17 protein-coding genes are annotated in these 19,605 nt (G+C 53.6%); 13 read left to right on the top strand and 4 right to left on the bottom strand.

Features of this window, described 5'->3' with window-relative positions:
* Nucleotides 1-16: 16 nt before the first annotated feature.
* Nucleotides 17-1,234 (top strand): DUF1444 family protein, encoded by a 1,218-nt coding sequence (locus tag CQ002_RS07940; RefSeq protein WP_105162259.1) that lies wholly within the window; start codon nucleotides 17-19, stop codon nucleotides 1,232-1,234.
* A gap of 451 nt (nucleotides 1,235-1,685) precedes the next feature.
* On the top strand, nucleotides 1,686-2,051 hold the full coding sequence (locus CQ002_RS07935) for a histone-like nucleoid-structuring protein, MvaT/MvaU family (protein ID WP_105162260.1): 366 nt from the start codon (nucleotides 1,686-1,688) through the stop codon (nucleotides 2,049-2,051).
* Between the two features lie 173 nt (nucleotides 2,052-2,224).
* On the opposite strand, the gene CQ002_RS07930 is transcribed toward CQ002_RS07935, so the two are convergent.
* On the bottom strand, nucleotides 2,225-3,397 hold the full coding sequence (locus CQ002_RS07930; protein ID WP_105162261.1) for an MFS transporter: 1,173 nt from the start codon (nucleotides 3,395-3,397) through the stop codon (nucleotides 2,225-2,227).
* A gap of 179 nt (nucleotides 3,398-3,576) precedes the next feature.
* Nucleotides 3,577-4,503 (bottom strand): alpha/beta hydrolase, encoded by a 927-nt coding sequence (locus CQ002_RS07925; RefSeq protein WP_177431156.1) that lies wholly within the window; start codon nucleotides 4,501-4,503, stop codon nucleotides 3,577-3,579.
* A gap of 121 nt (nucleotides 4,504-4,624) precedes the next feature.
* Between CQ002_RS07925 and CQ002_RS07920 the strand changes: the two genes are divergently transcribed.
* The 5 genes from CQ002_RS07920 to CQ002_RS07895 all read left to right on the top strand — a co-directional run bounded on the left by CQ002_RS07920 (nucleotide 4,625) and on the right by CQ002_RS07895 (nucleotide 10,345).
* The gene (locus CQ002_RS07920; protein WP_105162262.1) at nucleotides 4,625-5,563 is read left to right on the top strand and encodes a LysR family transcriptional regulator; all 939 of its coding nucleotides are present in this window, start codon (nucleotides 4,625-4,627) and stop codon (nucleotides 5,561-5,563) included.
* A 656-nt stretch (nucleotides 5,564-6,219) separates the two neighbouring features.
* Nucleotides 6,220-6,990, top strand: a complete 771-nt coding sequence (locus tag CQ002_RS07910; RefSeq protein ID WP_105162264.1) for an SDR family NAD(P)-dependent oxidoreductase — start codon at nucleotides 6,220-6,222, stop codon at nucleotides 6,988-6,990.
* Nucleotides 6,991-7,053: 63 nt separating this feature from the next.
* On the top strand, nucleotides 7,054-8,157 hold the full coding sequence (locus CQ002_RS07905; protein WP_105162265.1) for a glycerol dehydrogenase: 1,104 nt from the start codon (nucleotides 7,054-7,056) through the stop codon (nucleotides 8,155-8,157).
* Between the two features lie 47 nt (nucleotides 8,158-8,204).
* On the top strand, nucleotides 8,205-9,167 hold the full coding sequence (locus CQ002_RS07900) for a cyclase family protein (protein ID WP_027620510.1): 963 nt from the start codon (nucleotides 8,205-8,207) through the stop codon (nucleotides 9,165-9,167).
* 161 nt (nucleotides 9,168-9,328) lie between these two features.
* Nucleotides 9,329-10,345, top strand: a complete 1,017-nt coding sequence (locus CQ002_RS07895; RefSeq protein ID WP_105162266.1) for a substrate-binding domain-containing protein — start codon at nucleotides 9,329-9,331, stop codon at nucleotides 10,343-10,345.
* Between the two features lie 18 nt (nucleotides 10,346-10,363).
* Here CQ002_RS07895 and CQ002_RS07890 read toward each other — a convergent pair whose 3' ends face one another.
* Nucleotides 10,364-11,311: a nuclear transport factor 2 family protein gene (locus tag CQ002_RS07890; protein ID WP_105162267.1), complete on the bottom strand. Its 948-nt coding sequence runs from the start codon at nucleotides 11,309-11,311 to the stop codon at nucleotides 10,364-10,366.
* Nucleotides 11,308-12,312 carry an LLM class oxidoreductase gene (locus CQ002_RS07885; protein ID WP_105162268.1) on the bottom strand — a complete coding sequence of 335 codons (1,005 nt, stop codon included), beginning with the start codon at nucleotides 12,310-12,312 and terminating at the stop codon, nucleotides 11,308-11,310. The genes CQ002_RS07890 and CQ002_RS07885 overlap by 4 nt, the downstream gene beginning before the upstream one ends.
* Before the next feature lie 358 nt (nucleotides 12,313-12,670).
* On the opposite strand from CQ002_RS07885, the gene CQ002_RS07880 reads away from it, so the two are divergent.
* From CQ002_RS07880 to CQ002_RS07850, 6 genes are all read left to right on the top strand, one after another.
* The gene (locus CQ002_RS07880) at nucleotides 12,671-13,207 is read left to right on the top strand and encodes a 2,4'-dihydroxyacetophenone dioxygenase family protein (protein ID WP_105162269.1); all 537 of its coding nucleotides are present in this window, start codon (nucleotides 12,671-12,673) and stop codon (nucleotides 13,205-13,207) included.
* Between the two features lie 82 nt (nucleotides 13,208-13,289).
* The gene (locus CQ002_RS07875) at nucleotides 13,290-14,216 is read left to right on the top strand and encodes a LysR family transcriptional regulator (RefSeq protein WP_007913178.1); all 927 of its coding nucleotides are present in this window, start codon (nucleotides 13,290-13,292) and stop codon (nucleotides 14,214-14,216) included.
* A 390-nt stretch (nucleotides 14,217-14,606) separates the two neighbouring features.
* The gene (locus tag CQ002_RS07870; protein ID WP_007913177.1) at nucleotides 14,607-15,995 is read left to right on the top strand and encodes an MFS transporter; all 1,389 of its coding nucleotides are present in this window, start codon (nucleotides 14,607-14,609) and stop codon (nucleotides 15,993-15,995) included.
* Between the two features lie 65 nt (nucleotides 15,996-16,060).
* Complete coding sequence (locus CQ002_RS07865) at nucleotides 16,061-17,281, top strand: alpha/beta fold hydrolase (RefSeq protein WP_105162270.1); 1,221 nt, start codon at nucleotides 16,061-16,063, stop codon at nucleotides 17,279-17,281.
* A 370-nt stretch (nucleotides 17,282-17,651) separates the two neighbouring features.
* Complete coding sequence (locus CQ002_RS07855; protein ID WP_105162271.1) at nucleotides 17,652-18,614, top strand: 3-hydroxyacyl-CoA dehydrogenase; 963 nt, start codon at nucleotides 17,652-17,654, stop codon at nucleotides 18,612-18,614.
* Between the two features lie 50 nt (nucleotides 18,615-18,664).
* Nucleotides 18,665-19,591 carry a 3-keto-5-aminohexanoate cleavage protein gene (locus tag CQ002_RS07850; RefSeq protein ID WP_105162272.1) on the top strand — a complete coding sequence of 309 codons (927 nt, stop codon included), beginning with the start codon at nucleotides 18,665-18,667 and terminating at the stop codon, nucleotides 19,589-19,591.
* Nucleotides 19,592-19,605: the final 14 nt, after the last annotated feature.

The following is a 19,605-nucleotide window of genomic DNA, read 5'->3' as shown; positions in this document are numbered from 1 at the left end:
AAAAAGGATTCTGTACATGCTTTTTTCCCTGCTCGACAAATTCTTCAATCGACCGCTAACTGATGAAGCATTTGCCAAAAAATTTATGGATTCGACTCGTAAAGCTGGCTTCAGCGAGAATCTGAATTTTGAGAAGAACGAGTTCCGCATCCGCCATGGGGATGGATCGTACTTCAATCTCCATAATGCCTTTCGCGACTATCAAAATGCAGACAAAGCACAGAAATCCGCCGTTCTGACCGGATACGTATCGACGCTGTTAGAGGCGGGTAGAAAAACCGAGACTGTGTTTGATAATGTCAAAGCACAGCTGCGTCCGGTGATTCGCAACCTTGCCATGCTTGAAGAAATTCGACTGGAACACGCCCGTAAAAATGGCGACAAGCAGTACGATTATGTTTCACAGCCTTTGGGCCGAGACTGCGTTATTCTGCTTGCTGTCGATTCGCCCGAGTCCACTGCCACCCTTACCAATGGCCCCGAAGCACATTGGGGTGTGACGATGGAAGAGGCGGTAAAGATCTCCATCGAGAACCTGCGTGATACGACAAACGAAGCCTTCGGGGAGATTATTCCAGGCCTATACGCTGGGGAGTGGGCGGATGGGTACGACACCAGCAGGGTGTTGTTGCCAGATGTCCTTCAGCGCGTGCCAGTTAAAGGTCGGCCAGTGTTCATGGTGCCCAGTCGAGACGTCCTGATGGTCACTGGAGACAAGGACGAACAGGGAATTCGTCAGATGGTAGAGCTTGCTTTCCAGGCTCTTGAAAGGGGGCGTGCTGTCTCTACCGATATTTACACCTACGAAGGTCGCGATATCATACCGTTTAACTGTGATGATGAAGGGGTCAGCAGTCGGTTGGTTACACTGGAGCATTTGCTGCTGCAGAGTAATTATGCCAATCAGAAAGAGTTGCTCGACAAGCTCAATCTGGAAAAGGGCATCGACATCTTCGTCGCCTCCTACAACCTCCTCCAAATGGCTGACCAACCAAACCAGACGGTATCGATGAGCGCCTGGACAAAAGGTGTGCTGACGCTGTTGCCCAAGACAGATCGCGTCGCGTTGGTTGAACCTGTTGAGGGTGGGGACGCGACAGTCAAAACCGTCTCCTGGAGTGAACTTGAATCCGAGCTTGGCGATCTGCTGGCTACAGAAGCGGGCTATCCACGTCGCTATCGGACACTGGGATTTCCTTCGGTTGAGCAGCTTAATCGCCTGACTACCTTGTGATCAGTGCTCTACTACTCTGGCGCACTGCAATGGAGGTATCGCTGAGCTGGCAAAGCAGCAGTCGCAATTTATCATTACGATACACTTCCCATTTTGATTGCTTATCCTGGTGGGAAAATTTGGGAGTTTACCGATGTGGGGTTGGTGGCTTCTCTAGCGCTACTGAGTCGGGCCGCAAGATCTGACTGACTTACTTCAGTTGGCGAGCCGCTGTGCGCGGGCAGGCTGTGGCGAACCGAGCTCCCGCGTCCCGCCGTATCTCGGCCCTGCGGGCGTCCATCCTTCACGCCTTCGGCTGTGCCAGCCTGCGCGCTCCGCTTGCGTCGGCTACTCAGCGCTTTTCGACGTTCTGTACCCGAGCAGTTTATAGAATCTAAACATTGATACTTCTGCTTCATTCAAGTGTCTATTCTATTGTGACTTGACAGTACCAATTGCTTAGGAAACTCCCATGTCCAAACTCGCAGAATTCCGCCAGCTCGAAAAACACCTCGCCGAACAATTCCAAGCACTCGAAGCCCTCAAGGGTGATGCAGGTCTCAAGAAAGAAATTGAATTCGAGACGAAGCTGCGCGATTTGCTCGCAAAATACGGCTATAGCCTGAAGGACGTGATCAACCTGCTTGATCCGCAAGCCGGTCGACGGGCTCCAGTAGCCGAGTCCAAAGTGGGCAGTCGCAAGCCTCGCCAGTTGAAGGTTTATAAAAACCCTCACACTGGTGAAGTCGTCGAAACCAAGGGTGGCAACCACAAAACGCTTAAAGATTGGAAATCGAAGCACGGCGCCGCGACAGTTGAGTCTTGGCTGACCAAGTGACTTTAGTTTGAGTGCAAAAGGGCCCCTGGGGCCCTTTTTATTTGTGCGTTACCAGAGTGTTAGTTCCAGCAGTCAGCCCGCTGAACCCGTGAAGCTTGTGTATCGACGCGACATATCCCGCATTGGCCGGCGCTTCCTTAAAGCTCAGGCACTTTTAAGCATCCGTCTACGGCTCAGCCACTATGCTGTTGGTGGCTGCGTTCGATTTTCCATCGAACACACAGCGCCAAAGAAATGAAGCATGCGCCAACCCAGCCTATGCTGCTAACGCCCACGCGATCTACTAGCAACCCAGTGATGACTGCACCAATGCCGATGCCTAGATTTATCATTGATACGTTTATGGCGTTGATTAACTGACCAGCGTTCCCAGCCCTTTTTAGCACGTCTATTCCGATAAGCAGGCTGACACCAGCGTGGCTGCTGGCAACGATGATGATGGCGAGTGGTACAGCCCATGTGAGATTGCCAAACACTGACAGGGCGCACATGCCGGCTGCCATCGTCATCAAGATCCGCCTGAACAAGGGCTCAAGATCGTCCTTCACGCGTTTGGATAAAATGAGATTGCTCGCGATGTCAGCGATGCCGTATAGGCACAGGAATAGCGTCACGCTCATTTCGCCGAAGCCCGTTTCCTTTTCCATGAACGTAGCCAGGAAATTGAATACCGAGGCTACGCCCGCAAACATTAGGCATGAACTGATCAAGGTCATGGCGACGTCGGATCTCAAGGCGACACGGACGGTGTCGCGCAGGTTCTCTTTCTGCCGCGATTCTTCAGTAGGCCTCACCCAAATCCACACTGTTAGCAAAGCCACACTGCTCAGCGCTGTCATCATCCACATTGCCATGCGCCAGCTGGTAGCGTCTGCGATGAGTTTGCCGACCGGGACGCCAACAACCGACGCGATCGAGATCCCGACCAGAACTCTACCAATCGCCAGGCTTTCATTGCGGCCTTGCGACAGTGACTTCGCGGCCAGAGCGGCGTTTGTCCAGAAAACAGCGACACCTATACCACCGAGTACACGACCGGCGAGGATGATGTAGTAATCGTTAAACGCTGCGGAAATCCCGTTCCCGAGAACCAGTGCCACACACGCGTATATGAGAAGGGATCGTTTGGAGGCGCGGTGCGCTAACACTCCAATAATGGGCGCGCTGATACCCATGCCTAAGGCAAAAGCTGTCACAAGCCCACTCGCTGCACCGATGGTGATGGCAAGCGATGTAGCAATTTGAGGCAGTAGGCCTGCGACGATAAATTCAGATGAGAGCATTACAAATGCAGTGAAGGTCAACGCATAGACCCTGGGGTTAATCGTGCTGCGGTTTTGAGTCATTGGAAAATCTATCCTCTGAATTCAGTGGACATAACCTGCCGAGAGGAGGGGCGTAAAAGTGGCATTTTTTTGGAGGGGGCAGGGCGGTTGCTCAGGTTTTGAATAACCTGAAGAAGCTTGGTAGACGCAGCATCATCAAACCGCGACAGCCGGTAAAGCTGTCGCGGTTGGTCTGCGTTTTAGCGTTTAGCGTCGGCCAGGCCAACCTCAATGAAGCGCACGGAGCTCTCCATCGCCTGCTGACCTTCTGGCAGCATGGTGGCGTAGAAGTGCCAGGCGTGGAACATTGCTGGCCAAACTTCCAGGTTCACGCGAACTCGGTTATCAGCCAGGTGAGTTGCAAGGCGCATTGCATCACTCAACATCAGCTCGTTCTCGCCGATCTGCACCAAGATTGGTGGAAGACCGGTGACGTCCGCGAACACAGGTGAGGCCAGAGGATGATTGGCCAACGTGTCGCCCAGGAATGCTCTGGCGAGGATGTCCAAGACAGGCTTGGAGTTCAGAGGATCCAAACCTTCACGATTGCTCATGGAGGCACCGGTGTGTTCAAGGTTTGCCCATGGCGAGATGGACGAACCAACTGCAGGCAGTGGAAGCCCTTTGGATTTCGCAGCCACCATCACGCTGACAACCATCGCGCCGCCGGCTGACTCGCCAGAGAACGCGATCTTGTTAGCTGGGATCTTCTGCTCAAGCAGCCACTCGTAGGCGCGCAGTGTGTCGTCAATAGAGGCTGGGAACTTGTGCTCAGGGGCAAGGCGGTAGTCCGGCATGTACACACGAGCGCCGAGCATTTTTGCGTAGTTGCCGCCGATGCCGTGGTAGCCGTCTGGACGGCCAACAATGTACGCACCACCGTGGATGTACATGACGACTGCGTCGGTTTTGACCTCATTAGGGGTAACCAGTGTGCCCGGTACGCCGCCCATGTCGACTGCTTCGAATTTGACGCCAGCAGGCGCAGGATTTTGCGCGAGCATTTTTGCGTAAGAGTCGCGGATGTCGCTCATTTTTGTAGTGGTATCGATTCCCTTAAGAACGGGTACCAGATCGCTAAGGCTATTGGCCCAGGTTTGGACGGCTGCTTGGACTTTAGTGTTCATAATGACCTCAATTGATCGTTGGGAGTGGATTAGCTAATTGAGATACTATGCTTAGTATTGGGGAATAGGGTTCCCCATAACAGGTGCTAAGCCGCCCGAACGTTGAGACTACCGAGGCCGTATGGAACTCCATAACCTGAATGATATTGCCGCGTTTGTGAGCTCGGTAAACGCTGGAAGCTTCACTGCTGCGGCAAAACAGCTTGGCCTTACGCGCTCTGCAGTGGGGAAGTCGATAGTCAGGCTCGAGGCTCGTTTACAGGTACGTTTACTGAATCGCACTACGCGCAGTTTAAGCATGACGGATGACGGCCAGGTTCTGTATGAGCGCTGTGTGGGCGTTCTTCAGGATCTGGACGACGTGGAGGATGCCCTTGCGTTTCGTCGTTCGACACCCAGTGGGCGACTGCGGATGAGTTTGCCGGTTGCGTTGGGCAGACTTCATGTCCTTCAGCACATTGAGTGCTGTCTTAAGGATTGGCCCTCCCTGAGCGTTGATATCACCTTCTCTGACAGGCTGGTCGATCTGATCGATGAGGGATTTGACTTGGCCATGCGCATCGGGCCTCCCAAGGAAGATTCTCGGTTGCTCACGCGCACCGTGGCCTACCAACAAATGATTACCTGCGCTTCACCCAAGTATCTGGCTGAGCATCCGCAGCCTCAAACGCCTGACGATCTCTCCGAGCACCAGTGCTTGCATTTTGTGAGCGGTGGGAGATTGCTTCCCTGGAATTTTCGAGTGAATGGTCGCTCTTTGCCTGTTACTCACGGTGGAAGGCTGCAGATGGACAGTGCTGAGTCGTTGCACCAGTCGGCTGTCGCTGGCTTGGGTATAGCGACTCTGCCTTCCTACGTGGTTAACGACGATTTGCGCAGCGGCAAGCTCGTTCAACTGCTCGCGGAGTACGCGGAGGCCGCAGAGCCTATTCGGGTGATCTACCCTAGCAAGCGGCACCTATCTCCAAAAATCCGACTATTCATCGATAAGCTCGTGGAGGCTTGGTCACCATGCCCACCATGGGAGCAGCATTCTGCGGATGGTATTCACTCTGATTGACCCGTGAGCGAAGCCCGCGCGGCTAGTCGATACCTAACATATGCATCGCGTATTCATCTCTCTTGAGCATCGACTCCCAGGCGTGGGCACTGCGCCCGTATTCCGTGCATCTGCCAAAGGAGCCAGTGCCTCAGAGGCTTAGTGCGCTGGTGTTTTTCACATCCTCAATTTGATTGGCGCAGATGCTCATGACTGCGTTTCGTAGGAGCTACTGGCGCTCCTTGCGGGGGAAGTGACCGTGCAGGCAGCTTGACAGCGGTCAAATATCCGAATAAAAATGAAGCGCTTCATAAATATATCTTTCGAGAATAAATACAAAAAATAGAGTCGTGAAAAATATCATGGATTTTGTTGGCTTATGGCCGCAGGCTATGAGAATGAAACGATTCATATTTGCCGTTTTCCTAGGCAAGTCTGGAGATCATAATGGTCACTGCATCATTAGCCTTCGCTCGGTCAACGACGCAGGCTGCCCTCGCCACTCTCTTACCTACAGTCACAGACCGCTCCGGCACGGGGGCACTGACTTCGCCACGCAAATCTCCTAAAACCACCCGCCTACATGAGTCCGAAATTTTTGGTCAGCCAGCGCGGCATCGGACGCGTTTGAGCATCACCGCCTCTTGTTTCTGTTTTTTCAGTGCGGGGAATTTGGCATGACGAATCTTCGACATTCAGGACGCACAGTTCTCATTACCGGCGCAGGAGGGGGCATCGGTGCCTCAATTGCCCGGCTGTACTGTGAGGAGGGCGCGCGGGTTGCCTTGGTAGACTTCGACGAACAGTCAGTTTCCGAGCTTTCCCGACAACTCAGTGCTGCCGGACATTTGGTGGCTTGGGCTAAAGCTGACGTATCAGATTTCGCTCAATGCAGTCGAGCCTGTCTTGAGCTTAGTGAGCAGCTCGGCCCGATCGACACCTTGATCAACAATGCAGGCGTGTCACCCAAACATCAGGGCGCACCCGCACCGATTTGGGAAATGGATCCTCTGGAATGGGAAAGGGTTGTCGGCATCAACCTCACTGGCTCGTTCAACCTGGTTAGGGCAATCGCGCCGGGAATGGTTGAGCGCGCCTTTGGAAGAATCGTGAATATGTCTTCCGTCGCCGGCAGCGCCTATTTGCCTATTGTCGCGGCGCATTACAGCGCTACTAAAGCCGCGATTATCGGTTTTACCCGTCACCTGGCAGGCGAGCTCGGGCCCTATGGCATTACTGCAAACGCACTGGCTCCGGGACGCATCGAAACGCCGCTTCTTAAAACCGTTTCTGCGCAAGCGAACCAGTCAGTCGTTGATGAGACTCCGTTGGGCCGTCTTGGAACGCCACTTGAGGTAGCTAAAGCAGCATGCTTTTTGACTTCAAACGACAGCGACTTCATCACGGGCCAAGTTGTGGATGTGGCGGGTGGCTGGTTGATGCGCTGATCTATCCGGGCTCGTATTCAACGTAACGATTTATCTCACAGTTTTTCAGCAGCGGGTGGTGGCATGGTTCGAACAATGGGTTTTCCTGGCCGATACGAGCAAGGGCCAGGCGCGCTAAAGCAGCTTGGCAGAATCCTTTCCGATATGGGGCAATCGCGCCCTTTGGTCTTGTGCGACGAGTTCGTCTCGAGGCATCTGTGGCCTGAGGTAGGGAATGCATTGTCAGAGCATGGCTTCGAGGCGAACAGTATCGTTTTTCCTGGTGAATGCACTAAAGCTGCAATTGCGTCTCTCTGTGAGCGATCAGCAGATTACAGGCCAGACACCATCATCGCTTTGGGCGGGGGTAAGACAATTGACACGGCTAAAGGGATGGCTGCTCAGCTTAACGTCCCCATTGTCGTATGCCCGACCATTGCTTCCAGCGACGCCCCAACCAGCCGTTTGATTGTGCTTTACGACGAGGCGCACAAGGTCGTTGGTGTCGAGTACCTGAACATGAACCCCTCCGCAGTCGTCGTGGACACCGAAGTGATTGTCCGTGCGCCTGCAAGGTTTTTCGCCGCAGGCATCGGAGACGCCATCAGTAAAAAGTTTGAGGCGCAACAATGTCAGTCTGCCGGAGGCAATAACTCATTTGGTACTCCAGCGTTGAACACTGCATTGCTGCTAACAGAGGCAGTGTTTAAGACGCTTATGACCTACGGGTGCAGCGCTTACCGAGCAGTAGGCCGGCACGAGGTTAATGATGATGTCGAGCGGGTTGTTGAAGGAACCGTCCTTATCAGTGGCGTTGGGTTCGAGAGTGGCGGCTTGTCGCTAGCTCATGCGCTTGTGCGAGGTCTTACGGCAATTCCTGCGATTACTTCCATGCTGCATGGTGAGCTTGTCGCATTCGGGACGCTGGTGCAGATGTCCGTCGAAGAGCGCCCAGACTCAGAGATCCTAGAGGTCGCTCAGCTTCTGAATGATGTGAATCTTCCCGTCACCCTCGACGGCCTTGGCCAGACGTCTCCGTTTACCTCTGAGGAATTGGACATTGTCGTCCAGGCAACACTGGGTGCGGTGTACGCAAAAAATATGGCGCCAGCCCTTACGGCTGAACGACTCATCCGAGGACTCGCTCGTGCTGACGAGCTGGGACAACGATTTGAACGTTTCAACTAACCGCTAAATGCAGCACAGCTAATCCAAGAATAAAAGAGGCTCAGAAAATGACAGACAAGACCGTTCCGCATATTCATGACTTGCTCAAAGACTCCCCTAAGAACTGGGGTAAGTGGGGCCCGGATGATGAGGTTGGCTCACTCAACTACCTTACAGGTATCGAAGTTCTCCAAGGGGTCAAAGAGGTCAAGCAAGGCAAGACATTTACTTTGCAGGTACGGATGGCAGATCCTGCTGGTGACCCGGTCTGGCCTGGTCGCTCCCAGTCAAAACGCATGAATATCATGGATCGTGGTCACTACAACTGTGGCAAAGGCCCACATTTTCCGGGCTCTTACGAGTTCGCCGACGACGTGATGTTTTTTCATCTTCAAGGGTCAACTCAGTACGACGCCCTTGGACATGTCTGGTACGACGATCAGATTTGGAATGGCTACAGCGCCGATACCACTATCGGTTCCCTGGCCAAGGCGAGCGTTGCTCCATTGGGTGAAAAAGGCATCGTTGGCCGAGGTATTCTGATCGACATAGCGCGCCACCGTGGTAAAGACGTGCTGGATGCAGGTGAAACGTTCAACCATGAGGATTTAATGGCTGCTGCCCGGGCTCAAGGCGTCTCTATCAACAAGCGCGACATTCTCATCATCCGCACTGGATGGATCGGCTCGTTTTATAAACGCGACCCGGAAGAGTTCTACAAAGACTTTATCGAGCCAGGCCTGACCTACAGCCCTGAGCTGGTGAAGTGGTTTCAGGAGATGGAAATTCCGAACATTGTCACCGACACCATCGCTAACGAAGTCACCGTCGATCCCGTGTCAGGGGTTGCGTTGCCGTTGCACAACGCACTCATGAGGAACTTGGGCATCACTCTCACTGAGATCGCTCAGCTTGATCCTCTCGCTGAGGACTGCGCTGAGGACGGTCAGTGGACGTTTCTCTACACCGCAGCCCCTCTAAAGGTCGTTGGCGGAACCGGAGCTCCTGTGAATCCGATCGTCATTAAATAAATGTCTTTGCCTGGGGGCAGCAGAAACGCTGTTCTCAGGTTTTTCTCTCCAATTAACGGCTCCCGAACGGCAGGCTGTTGGCTTATCATCCTCTGCGCAAATCGAGGGCGTTCTTCTGATCGTCCTGTCTCCGCGCTACGATCGAGGATGCTAAGTCTCCAATGAAAAAAATCGAGAAACCGAAGCTCAAGGATGTGGCTGAATTGGCGGGCGTCTCGATGGGGAGTGCTTCAAGAGCATTGGCTGTCCCGCACTTAGTGAAACCTGCAACGCTGGCCAAAGTACAAGCAGCTGTTCAAGAGCTCGGGTACGTGCGAGACGGGGCCGCGCGTGCTTTGGCATCCAGGCGCACGCACAGCATCGGAGCCGTTTTTCCTACTTTTAACAACCCTGCGTTCGCTGAAGCTGTCCAGGCCCTCCAGTTAAGGCTAACGGAGCTTGGGTATCACCTAATCATTTCTTCCCATGAATACGACCAGGCGCAAGAACTGGTAAACGTAAGGAACATGATTGAGCGGGGCGTCGAAGGCCTACTGTTAGTGGGTACTGAACATAGTCCTGAAATTTATGAAGCACTAACTGCCGCCCAATGCCCATTCATTCTCATGTGGTCACTAGATGGTGCTCACGACCATCACTGCGTGGGGTTCAGCAATGAGGAGGGTGGTCGATTGATAGCCAGGCACTTGCTTAGCCTTGGTCATCAAAGTATCGCCATGATCAGTGGAGTTGTTTCTAACAACGAACGGGCAAAATACCGTCTGAAAGGAATCACCGCTCAGCTACTCGAGTCAGGGATAGAGCTTTCAAGTGAACGGATTATTGAGCAGCCATTCACGATTGAGGGAGGGCGCGCCGGGCTGCGGATTGCTATGGAGCTTAACCCCAAGCCTACAGCCATTGTCTGCAGCACTGACCTCACCTGTATCGGAGCGTTGGCGGAAGCGCGCTCCAATGGGATCGACGTCCCCAAAGAACTATCAGTCAGCGGGTTCGATGATATCGAGTTCGCGGCTGCCTACGTGCCAGCCCTGACGACCGTCAGGGTGCCGACTTCGAAAATTGGTATCAGCAGCGCCAACAACATCGTTGCGCTGATCGAGGGGCGCCCACTTGCACGCCGCGAGCGCATACAAATCGAACTCGTCGTCCGAGATAGTACGGCGCCACGGCCCTAGAGCGTTTCCAGGAAGGGACTAAACTCTTGGTGCTTCATTGGCATTGAACCAGCCTGGGCGGTACTCGCTCCAGGTCAGTTGCCAGAAGCCCTCATGTTTGCGACGAAGCCGCATCCGGTAATGCGCGCCATAGAGAGGCGTGCCATCTTGAGTGTGTGAGTTTCCAGGAATGACTCTGCCGACAATCATTTCCGCTACACCCTTTTCCTCGTCGGACTTGATCTCCAGCACGTCCGCGAAATGCTGCATCCACGGCCAGGGCCTGCGAAACTCTTTGAAGGAGCCGATGATCGCGTGGCGCCCTTCAATAAGGCCCATCGGTTGGAAATCACCAGCGGCGTCGTTGGCAAAGCAATGGGCAAGTAGCTGCATGTCAGCCTGATCCAGCGCCCATGAGTAACGAGCGTAGGTTTCAGCAACACACTCCTCGCTGGGTACCGAAGGCGTTGAGCTTGGGAAAGCAAGCCATGGCGCGTTCAGTTCGCTCACGATGGTCGGAGCGGGATCGCCAATCCTCCATCCGTCGTCACCTGGTGGAAGCTGCCAGTGAGTTGCAAGCGAGTAGTCCCCAGTTACCCAATTCAAGGCAATCAGCACGCTGTCGAGGTGCCAGGTGCCTGCTGTCTTTTTTAGAGAGCCCGTGACAGTCATTCCAAATCCGAGAGTGGCCGACTTTGTGGCTTTGCTGATATGGCCATAGGCGTAGAAACTGAAAGTGGCGTCGGTTTCTCCACCTCCCACATAGTGATTGGTTGCCTTCACTGAAAAGCCATCAGCCTTGGCACGGTCTTGCTGGAAAGCTCTGACAATCTTGCGTCCACCCTCATGAGCGGACATGTGGCTTGTTACCAACTGGCAATTGTCAGTGAATATATCCCCAGCAAATTCCCAATTACCGCTCTCCCAGGCTTCCAGAAAGGTGGCTATAACGCCCTTAATGTCGGTGCGATCACTTGAGCCGGTCACTGGGTCACCTGCGAGGCAGGTTGGCCTATGGGAAAGTGTGGCAGGACATACTCAGCCATCTCCTCCAGGACATCAGCGGCTGGTCGCTGCAGAGGTTTGATATTCAGTGCGACGTGTGAAACACCTTCATCCTGTTGCCGTTTCCAGAGCTCCACGAGAGCATTACGCCCGATCCTTATTCCGTTGTAGCCGCGTTCCAGCGGTGTGTTCGGATCCGTCGCCAGATCGAAAAATGTCGCGTAGCCGTATGGTTTTGCATTGCCGGTCTGGCTGGCAGAACGGAACTCGCGGATGAGGCCGGGCAAACGATTGAAGTCGCTCAGATGCCAAATCCAGGCATCGGCATTATTGGCTATCCACTCAAGCGTCTGACGGGCCCGGCCCACGACAATCATGGGGAGTCGAGCGCCAACTGGCTTGGGTACCATGTCTAGCAAGCCTTCCAGCTGGCCGAAAAGTTTGGTTGAGACGCTTGGGAAGCTGTTTTCAGTGACTGTCTTAATCAGCTCGAAGCCTTCCCGGTATCGTTCTTCTCTCGCTTCGAAATCAATCCCGAATGCTGGATATTCAATCGGGCGATCTCCGCTGGATAGCCCTAGCAAGAAACGACCGCCGGTTAGCTGGTCGACCGAAACGGACTGCTTAGCGACGATCAGTGGTTCACGTAACGGAAGAACGATGCCCGTCGTGCCCAAGGCAATGTTTTTGGTAACAGCAGCCAGATATCCCAGATATACAAACGGGTCGATCATTTGACCAGTATCACCAAAGCTCGGGTCATAGAAGGGCACATCTCTCATCCACAGACTTGCGAATCCAGCCTCGTCCGCGATGCGAGCAAGGCGTTGATGATCCTGCAGCGTGGGAAACGGTGAATTCGGATAGCCCTCCAAGGGCATGATGTATCCGAAGGTGAGGCCTTCGGGCTGGAACACTCGCGAATAGGCCGGATGAGCTGCAAGCTCGGGACTGAGCTCAAGGGAGTGGCTGAGAGAAGTCATTGCTAAACCTCATTATTTCAAGCCGATTACTACTGTGTAAGCGGCTTTCAGATGAACAGGTCTGCATGGTAGTGAAGGTATTGGGGAAAATGTGTCCCCTCTGTTGGGGCGCTGATGGTTTTCCGCTGATGACCGTTAGCCACTAATTGAAATAGCTCAGGGGGCAGGGGCTTGAACCCGTTAGTAGCTGATGCCTGACTGTATCGTTGCTTGTCGTGGGATGAGCCTAACGCGCTGTGACGAGTGGTCACAGATGGTGTGAATTTCTGAGTATTCTCCTGCGCGAGAGCATCACCTAATCTCACTCAGCGATTGAAATCCTGGCTCGCTCGCCAGTCACACGTTGAGAGAAATTATAATGAATACGCCCGTTAAACCTGATGAACTCGCCATTCCTTACGCTTTGCCGCAGGTGCCTTTCATGTCTCCAGACATGGTGCATCCAGGCGTTATGACCACTTGGCTCGAAGACGATAATCTCTGGGTGCCTGTCACCAAGTCAGTATCTTTCAAACCACTGCTGCTGAGCGTTAGCGGCGGGTACTACATCAACCTACTACGAGTGCGGCAGAGCGGGGTGTTGTCACGTCACCGCCACTCGGGTGCAGTGCATGCGATCGTGTTGAAGGGGCGTTGGTTCTACCTCGAACATGATTGGGTTGCTGATGAAGGCTCCTTTGCATTCGAGCCGCCGGGGGAGACTCATACTCTGTTCGTCCCTGAAGATGTCGAAGAAATGATTACCTGGTTCCACGTTCAGGGTGGCTACACTTACGTCGACCCACAGGGTGTCGCTGTTGGCTATGAAGACGTCTTCACCAAGCTGGAAGCTGCACGCAGCCATTACAAGACCCTGGGCTTGCCGGACGATTATATCGAGCAGTTCATTCGCTGATTTTGGGTCAAAAAAACGCGCTACGGCGCGTTTTTTTGTGTAGATAAACAGGTGGATTCAGTCGCGTAAGGAGCGTACCGAAATGGATCAATACTCTCAAATGCTAGCCTTCATCTGGTCAACAGAGTGCGGAAGTTTTTCCGCTGCCGCCAGGGCGCACGAGATGACTCCGTCGGCCATCAGTAAATTGATAGCGCGGCTAGAGGATCGGCTTCGAGTTCGACTGTTCCAGAGGGGTTCCCGAGTCCTCACTCTGACGGAGGAGGGGGCTGCTTATTTGCGCAGTGCGAAAGCTGTGGTTGAGGCGATGAGTGAAGCTGACTCTCTGGCAGAAGGGCTTCCTTCAAGGGTAAGTGGCACGCTACGCATCCACACGATGACCTCTTTTGCGAAGCAGCAGATCGTGCCTTGGTTGCCGGAATTCCTCGACACTTATCCCGGTCTTGATGTCGAGATTCAGTTAGGCGCTCAGTTCGTTGACCAGTTCGAGCAGGGATTGGACATAGCCATCCATAGCGGGATTCTTCCGAGCTCTTCCAGAATCGCAAAGAAGATAGGCGAATGTGAATGGTTGCTGTGTGCTTCACCTGACTACTTGGAAAAGTATGGAACACCGCAACAGCCACAAGACCTGATGAATCATCGATGCTTTAACTTCAGTTTTGCCAGCCCTTGGAACAAATGGGCCTTTATCCAGGACGGTCTGGGTGTGACGACCCCTGTGAAGCCCCGAGGATCGTTTACCCAAGGCGAACTGCTGAGGGACATGGCCAAATCAGGTGCGGGTATAGTCCGCCTTGCGGATTTCCACATTGGAAAAGACATTCAGGATGGATCGCTGGTGCTCCTGCTTGACGAGTACAAAGCGGAGATCTTAGAGCCTATTTACCTGCTCTACTCGGATAGAAAACATCTAAGCCCCCGCATCCGAGTTTTCATCGAGTTTTTCCAAAAAAAATGGATAGCACATCCATGGAAGGTCGTGAGAGGACTACCCGAAGCGACTTGATAGCCACTACGGCCCCGCGCTTACTTTCACTTTCCCTCCGCACAAGCGTGCAACTTTGGCTCCTGCACAAGAGAGCCAATACTCCACCTCTCTGTAATTTTACCTCCTGCTCTGTGCCCAACAGAGCTCCCAAAAAATTGAGACCTATTTCCCAGTAATTACTTAGCCAAATGCTTCGCTGGCGCCTCTCTCATTTTGTGCCACCGACCTGTTCCTGGCGGTCACAGCAGGTGTGCTTTGCCAGCTATATTCAGCCCTGAAATTGAGCCATAACCTCTGTCCATGGTGAGCAGTACGACAAGTGCTGGATCATCTCGGATGTTGAGGCGTATGTGTGCAAAACACCGATCCTCAGCCGGAGAATAAAAATAAATACCCGGAGATATCCCCATGGGATTTGCTCAAGACAAAATCGAAGCATTACCTGCGGTCAATCGTGTGCCAAAAGGAGCAGGTGCAGCCTCGTGGGGCGCGATGGCTCTTTTGTGGCTCGTGTATGCCATGGATGCCAACTCCCGCCAGATGTTCTTTATGGTATTGCCCTCCATCACCAGCGAGTTCAAGACAAGCGCTGAGCTGACTGGACTGCTTGCCGCGTTCATCACGATCGCTACATCTTTGATAGCCGTGCCTTGCATGATTTGGGCTGATAAAGGCGGTCAGGGATGGATGCGAAAATACCGCCACCTGCCAATCGTGATTGCTTACACGCTATTCACCTTTCTAACCGGCCTCAATTTCTTGACTGGCTCGCTTGGAGTGCTTGTCGCGCTGCAAGTGATGTCTCACGCATTTGGCGGTGCTGGCGAAGCCATCGAAGTCACCTCCTTGTCTGAGTGGTGGTCGAAGGAGCGCCGTGGTTTCGCCCTAGGACTTCATCACACCGGATACCCTTGGGGCACATTGATCGGTGGCTTGGCGATCAGTGCTCTACTCCACGCTTACGGCCCGGAAAATTGGCGCTTGGCATTCCTGCTGTTCCCTGTACCGATGATCATCATCTTTTCGGTCTACTGGTGGTTCAGTACGAAGAAGCGTTACGAGTCCTTTGTTGAACACGCTCAAGCCGTGGGTGAGACCCCTCCATCAATGGAAGCGGTACAGGGTGTGGTGGAGGTGCCCAAAGGCGCGTTCAAGTCTGCAATGAAAAATCCGAACATCTCCGCTATCGCTCTTATCTCGATGTTCGCAATCGTTGGCTACTTCGGCATCAGCTTCTGGCTACCTCAGTACCTGGCCTTTGTTGCCCATTACAACTTCGCAGAGGCAGCTGCTTACTCGGTGCTCTTCACTATCACCGGTGGTATCGGCCAGATCGTTTGGGGATGGATTTCAGACCGTGCAGGCCGAAAACTTTGCCTAGTGCTTGTTTTCGCGTGGCTTGCGGTGGGCATGTACCTCTTCAAATACTCATCCGTCAGCCTGACTTGGCTTATCGCGATTCAGTTGTTTGCTGGATTCGCGATGAACGCGCCCTACACGTTGCTGTACGCCATTGCGTTTGACTCTGCGAAGCAAGGCACGACTGGCCTGGCGGGCTCAATCGTCAACGTCGGTATTTACGCCGGTGGTTTTGGGCCATTCGTGATCGGGATGTTCATCGGCGCAGGTGGTGGCTTTGAGCAGGCTGCGGGCTACAACTACGCGCTCTACTTTATCTCCGGCCTCATGGTACTGGCGGCCATCATCACCATTTTCTTCACCCGTGAAACTACCGGCTGGTTCCTTAAGTACGACAAGGCGCTGGTATCGAAGTCCTCTTGCAACATGGGTTTGTAACGAACCGATCGTACCTGCACTTACAAGAAAATCCCCTTGGGGATAGCTAAAGCTAGGAGAAAGTCATGACCCTTATTAATGATGCCAAATGGTTGAGCCAATTCGCCGACGAGTTAAACGGTGATGCTGATTGGACTGCCGCTGCTCGCTATTTTGATGGGCGCATTCAATTCAAGCACAGCACAGGTTTTTCAACGCTTGCGGTTCTCGCCGGTAAAGTCGTTGCGGTTTACCCGGAAGGAAGCCCGTTGGGCGCTGACATCATCGTGTCTGGTGCTGATGATGAGTGGCAGCGCGTTCTTGACGGAAAGATCGACTGGTTTGAAGCGTTGTCCCCTGGATTGGGAAAACTTGAGCTTGAGGGCAACGTGGTCGCTGCATGGCAGTACGTAGATGTGATGGCCCGCGCGTTCGACGCAATGAAGCGTGTAGGGAAAGCCAATAATAACCCACCAGTCTCGTACTCTCCCGGGCCTAAGCCGTCGGGGAAAGAGACGGTAGGACGGTACATTACTGTTGATGGAGTTCGCGTTTACTACGAAGAATCAGGGGAGGGGCGTCCACTCGTTTGCTTCCACGCAGCATCACAAGATTCTCTGATGTACAGGCACGTCTTGGACGGTCTCTCAGATGAGTTCCGCGTCATCGCAATTGACGCCCCCGGGCACAGCAAATCAGAGCTACCCGAATCAGGCCCATTCCACAGCCTCACTCGCCATGCGGAGTTCAATGAGCACCTTATGGAGGCCTTGGGACTTGAGAAACCCGCCATCATGGGATGCTCGATGGGTGGCAATCTGGTGCTGGAATTGGGGGCACGTCGGCCCGATGCGTACAGCGCGATCATTTCAGCTGAAGGGGCAGATTTTACCCCGACGGTTTCCGAGTTCTTCCTCGATATGTTGCTCATGAATGGGCCTGAGATCATCGGTGCCTGGTCTCGTTCGATGACGGGCAATCGCACTCCACCAGATCGTGCGAGGGAGGTGGTGTGGCAGATCTCGCGAACCACGCCGCAGGTGATGAAGGGTGACCTCACAGGCTATGCGAACTTTGATCAGCGGCAACAAGTTGGAAAGATCAAAGCGCCTGTTTTACTTCTGCGCGGTGACGCGGATTGGTTGGTGTACCAAGAGAAGGTTGAGGAGACAGCATCTCGCATTCCCGGCAGTAAGATCGCCGTGCTCGCAGGTACTGGCCACTATCCAATGACTGAGAACCCATTGGAGTTCTGTGACACGGTACGCGCTTTCCTTCGTGAAGCGGGTCACAGCCACGTAGGCTGAAAGATGTGATTGAGGAGCCCGCTCGGCAGGCGGGCTTTTCAGCGTGCATTTAGTCCGAAGGCTAAAACCCGAAAAAGGCCCTTTTCAACCCCTGCCCAACGAACCTGGCTCGCGAAGGCTTGCTAACACCCGCGCTGTCTTCATCCCTCGACTCATCAGTCGCCGCTAATTCCGTTTGCCCCCATTAGGTGCCATCTCAGCCCACGAAATACGTGCATGGCCGATCGTCTGACAATCAGAAATATTTTCTTGTGATCTGTGATCACACCAGATAGCATCAATTTCAGAGCGTACATCTGAGCGGCGGCAATATCTAAAACCTCGCTCGAACGATCACTCCTAACCATAAATACAAAAGTTGGAGAACATCATGCGAAGTACAACTACCTCTGCGACTGAGCGTGGCCCCGTTGCAATCGTTGGCGCTGGCCTGATTGGCAGGGCGTGGGCGGTCGTTTTTGCTCGCGCAGGGCATCCAGTACGTCTGCACGACATGGATCTGCAGACAATGCAGAACAGCCATGCCTACATCGAAGCGAGACTTAACGAGCTCGCAGAATTCGATCTTCTTAATGACGCCCCCCTCACCGTACTGGCACGCATTACTTGCGTTCCCGACTTGGCTGATGCGCTACGTGACGTGATGCTCGTACAGGAAAACGTTCGGGAAACGGTAGAGGCGAAAATCGACATCTTCAGTCGAATGGATGCGTTGGCGCCCAAGGACGCGATTCTTGCCAGTTCAACTTCATGGTTACCGGCCTCCGAGTTCACTAAAGATCTACCAGGTCGGGGGCGCTGCGTAGTTGCACACCCTACCAACCCGCCTTACTTAGTTCCTCTTGTAGAGCTATGCCCTGCGCCGTGGACAGAATCTGAAGTGATGGTTCGAGCGCATGAGATCTACACCGCAGCTGGGCAGAGCCCTGTCGTTCTATCCCGAGAGATCCACGGCTTTTTGTTGAACCGAGTCCAAGCAGCAGTCCTCAACGAATGCTTCAAATTGCATGAGGAAGGCTTTGCTAGCTCGGAGGATATTGATCGGGTGCTCAAAGATGGACTCGCCCTTCGCTGGTCATTTATGGGCCCCTTCGAAACTATCGATCTCAATGCCCCTGCCGGCGTATCCGACTATGCCAAACGCTACGGTCAGCAAAATCGCGAGACGATCAACTCCGAAAATGCTTTTGACTGGTCGGAATCAGCGGTTGCCCGAGTACACGACGAGCGTCGCCAAAAGCTTGAGCTCGAAGGCATTGCATTGCGTTCCGCATGGCGTGACAGACGCCTGATGGCGCTCGCTGCGCACAAGCGTCAAGCACCAAATTCCTGACGGCATCACTTCATCCTGAACACCAAAATAAAAGTAACCAGGAGATCACCATGGCTCGTAAAGTCATCATCACTTGCGCGGTCACCGGCGCAATTCATACACCTTCTATGTCCCGTTACCTGCCGGTAACACCAGGTCAAATTGCGGAAGCGGCGATTGGTGCTGCTGAGGCTGGCGCCTCGATTGTTCACCTACATGCTCGTAACCCAATTGATGGCAGCCCCTCTCAGGATCCGGAACTGTTTAAGCAGTTTCTGCCGGCTATCAAAGAGGCTAGCGATGTGGTGATCAACCTGACTACAGGTGGCGCACCGACAATGTCGCTTGAAGATCGACTTCGTCCAGCACATCAGTTCAAGCCGGAAGTGGCCTCACTGAACATGGGCACGATGAACATGGGACTTTACCCAATGCTCCATCGGTTTAAGGAGTTCAAACACGCCTGGGAGGAACCATACCTCGCCGGCAGCCATGACCGCATTTTCAAAAATACATTTACCGACATAGCCCACATCCTCGAGTCATGCAGTGAGAACGGTACCCGTTTTGAAATCGAATGCTATGACATTGGGCATCTCTACACCGCTGCACATTTCATTGATCGCGGCCTCATCAAACCTCCATTTTTGATCCAATCGGTTTTCGGCATTTTGGGCGGTATCGGCGGTCACCCTGAGGACGTCCTGCATATGCGTCGCACAGCTGATCGTCTCTTCGGAGATGACTATCAGTGGTCGGTTCTTCCAGCAGGAAAGCAGCAGATGAGCATTGGTGCTCAATCAGCCACGCTTGGAGGACACGTGCGTGTGGGTCTTGAAGACTCGCTTTGGGACGGGCCGGGCCAATTGGCAAAAAGCAACGCAGATCAAGTCTCGCGTATGCGCAAAATTCTCGAAGGGCTTTCACTTGAAGTGGCGACACCCGCTGACGCGAGGGAAATCCTGAAGCTCAAAGGTGGCGATAACGTCAATTTCTAAGCGCGGGCACTCAC

Origin of the sequence: Pseudomonas sp. MYb13, assembly GCF_002980075.1 — a bacterium.
In the GTDB taxonomy this organism is placed as follows: domain Bacteria; phylum Pseudomonadota; class Gammaproteobacteria; order Pseudomonadales; family Pseudomonadaceae; genus Aquipseudomonas; species Aquipseudomonas lurida.
The sequence above is the reverse complement of the archived record's forward strand: the minus strand, read 5'-3'. Positions and strand labels throughout refer to the sequence as shown.